Consider the following 3,408-nt stretch of genomic DNA (forward strand, 5'->3'; position numbering starts at 1 on the left):
CTTTCTTACTTTTGCCAGTAAAACGTAAAGCACCACAGCGGATCAGGATCACCGCCTGTTCCAAACTAATATCAGTACGCTTGATGAAATCTTCCAGCGCGAGGTAAGACCCGTTCTGCCGACGTTCATCAATTATTAGGTCCATTATTTTGTTCTCGAACCCTTGGATACCTACAAAACCTAGGTAAACATTATTACCCGAGATAGATACGACTGAACTACTATTATTTACGCAAGGCAAATGTACGGTAGCGCCAGACTTTTGAAGTTCGTGAACATAAAGCCAACGACTATAAAACCCACCATAATTGTTAAGTACACCTACCATGAACTCCATCGGATAAAAGGTCTTCAAATACAAACTTTAATAGCTCTCTATCGCAAAGCTCGCTGAATGAGCTTTAGAAAAGCTATAACCCGCAAAACTGGAGACCTGGCGCCATACTTCTTTGGTGACTTCATCTGATCTGCCTAAGGCTTTAGCCCCTTCATGAAACTTTTCTATCAAACGATCGAACTCTATGCGTGATCTATATTTACCACTCATCCCTCGTCTAAGTATATCTGCAGCAGTGCCATCCATACCTGCATAATGAATGCATATCTTGATTACATCCTCCTGATAAACCATTATCCCGAAAGTTTCCTTTAGTTGTTCCTCCATTACAGGATGCAGGTATCTGGCCATATTGGGCTGCTGATAGTTCTCAATATAAGTTTTCATCATTCCGGATTGCGCCACTCCCGGACGTATGATTGAACTTGCGGCTACGAGTGTTAGATAATTGTCGCAGGTTAGCTTTTTAAGCAATTGCCGCATAGCAGGTGATTCTATGTAAAAACAACCTATTGTATCACCAGACTTTAGTCGGTTATTAACCTGCTCATCTTTCATAAACCGGTGTACCTGATGAATATCAACGGTTTTATTCCGGTTCTGTTCTACAAGTTTCACTGCTTCCTTGTGGCCGATTCCGCGTTGAGATAGAATGTCATACTTATCGTATCCTATCAATTCTGCCTCATACATATCCCACTGCACTGTTGGCATTCCTTTAGGCGGTAAATCCAAAGCAGTGTAATAAGTAATGGGCTCCTCAGAGATGAGTACGCCACCCGCATGTATACTCCGTTGATTAGGCATATCCGTCATCAACTCATAAATGGCCTTGATTTTTTTAAAAGTATCATTGTCACGGTTCAGTGCCGCTCGGCTGGAATCTGTATAGCTATCAATCTCCGATTTTGGAAGTCCCATAACTTTACCGATCTCCCGGATAATACTCCGGTCTTTAAAAGTCGACATGGTACCCAGCAAAGCGGTATGCTCCCTACCATATCGCTTAAAAATATAATCTTGCACATCTTCTCGTTCATCCCAGCTGTAGTCGATATCGAAATCGGGTGGAGAAGTTCGTTCAGCATTTAGGAACCTTTCAAAATACAAATCCAACTCTATTGGATCAACGTCGGTAATACGAAGACAGTAAGCCACAATACTATTGGCACCAGATCCCCTACCCACATGGTAGTATCCGTCTCATAGAGTACTGAATAATATCATTAGTAATCAGAAAATACGTGCAGAAATCTAAATCAACAATGACCTTAAGTTCTTTTTTTACTCTTTTCAGTGCTTCCCTGTTTTTGCTGCCATAGCGATACAACATACCCTCCATGGCCAGCTTTTCCAGTAAATCCTTATCATCACTTTTATTACCTGTAAAAGATTTTCGATTTAACTTGATCTTGCCTTCGGGATAATCCATTGTGCAGCTATCCATAAGCCTGCGGGTATTATCAAGCATAAAAGCATATTTCACAAACTTTACATCTAACTCTCCAGGCTTAAGGAACATATCATTTTCATTGCACTTATCCTCCTTCTCAACCATGGTGATAAGAGTATTTAAATCAATAGCTCTTAAGTACTCGTGCAAACGGTAGCCGATTTTACTACTAACAAAAACGGGCTGAAGAACAACCAACTTATCCTCGCGGCCGCTTAAATCTTTTTTGTAAAGTTGATGCAACTCGTCAAAACGGATCCCGACATATTCGTTTGATTTAAGTTCAGCTTTGTGGCTAAAAGGATAAATAATATAAGCGTTTTTGAAATCGTAAGGCTCATCTGGAAGTTCTTTTTGCGTCAGGTTATGTACACTAAGAAAATCGTTCAACTCTTTCATTCCTTCTTTGTTCCGAGCAATACCAAGATATAGCAGCTTTTTATCTCTTCGGAACTCTATACCGCCAATTGGCTTAATGTTCCTAGCCCGGCATTCCCGCATGAATTCCATTACTCCTGTAGAATTGTTAATATCGGTGATTACCATTTGAGTAATCCCACGTATCTGAGCTTCTTCTACGAGTGCTTTTATAGACAAGGTGCCATAACGCAGGCTGTATTGAGAATGGACATTCAGGTACATGTGGTTATAACTTAATATCCATAACCGAAGCCCTGACAACTGCATCCTGCCCAAAACGCCTACGGATCTTATCCATGGCCTGCACAAGGCTATATTGCTCCTGGCTTTCGCTATACAGATCAATTTGCACAAAACCAGTTACCAGATTCGATAAACGGACTCCAACTAGCCGAAGCAACATACGGCGGTTATACATTTTTTTGAACAAATCCTTTGCTGCCGCAATAAGCACAGTATCGAGAGACGTATAGGCAATAGCAGCTTGTTTGGTCTCTGTTTCAAAGTTGGAATAACGAATGGTAACGGTAATACATGCAGTGAGTTTCTTTTTCTCTCTTAATTGGAATGCCACATCCATTACCTGTGCAACTAATAAATTATTGATCATCTCAACATCAATAGAATCGGAATGAAAGGTACACTGTGTGCCGATAGACTTTTGCTCCGTATAAGGGATCACGGGGCTGTGGTCAATGCCCTTCGCTTTTTGCAATAAGGATAATCCAGACTTACCTAACAAGAAGTTCATTTGATCGGGGTGAATTCGCGACAAGGTGAATATCTTTTTGATACCCATGTCGCTGAGCTTAATGAAAGTCTTTTCGCCAAGACCGGGGATCTTTCTTATGGAAAGTGGATTGAGGAACGGACGCACCTCGCTTTGCACTACTTTCAGCTCACCATTAGGTTTACATTCATTGGTAGCCATTTTGGAAACCGTCTTATTAACCGACAGTCCGAATGAAATTGGCAGGCCAGTTTCGTTCCACACCAGTTCCTTTAACTCATGTGCATACTTATTGGTACTGTGGAAACGGTCCATGCCCGTCATGTCAATATAGTGCTCGTCGATACTTGCCTTCTCAATTAAGGGAACGCGTTCCCGCAGAATGGCTGTAATTTCATGTGATGCCTTTGAGTATTCATCCATGTTACCTTTAAGGAAGACTGCGTGTGGACATAACATTTTTGCCAT

At 41.3% G+C, this 3,408-nt stretch carries 2 protein-coding genes and 2 pseudogenes; all 4 read right to left on the reverse strand.

Annotated features, from left to right (window positions below; all coding sequences use genetic code 11):
* Positions 1-337, reverse strand: a pseudogene (locus ACKI5J_RS10585) (DNA polymerase III subunit alpha); the annotation flags it as partial.
* A gap of 27 nt (positions 338-364) precedes the next feature.
* Positions 365-1,051, reverse strand: coding sequence for a hypothetical protein (locus ACKI5J_RS10590; protein WP_407429276.1), 687 nt, complete (start codon positions 1,049-1,051; stop codon positions 365-367).
* A pseudogene (locus ACKI5J_RS10595) lies at positions 1,046-2,477 on the reverse strand (PHP domain-containing protein); the annotation flags it as partial. The pseudogene ACKI5J_RS10595 and the gene ACKI5J_RS10590, both read right to left, overlap by 6 nt.
* Positions 2,437-3,408, reverse strand: a 972-nt coding sequence (locus tag ACKI5J_RS10600) for a DNA polymerase IV (RefSeq protein ID WP_407429274.1), incomplete at its 5' end; no start/stop codon positions are given. The gene ACKI5J_RS10600 and the pseudogene ACKI5J_RS10595, both read right to left, overlap by 41 nt.

Source organism: Arcticibacter sp. (assembly GCF_045629565.1).
Lineage (GTDB): Bacteria > Bacteroidota > Bacteroidia > Sphingobacteriales > Sphingobacteriaceae > Arcticibacter.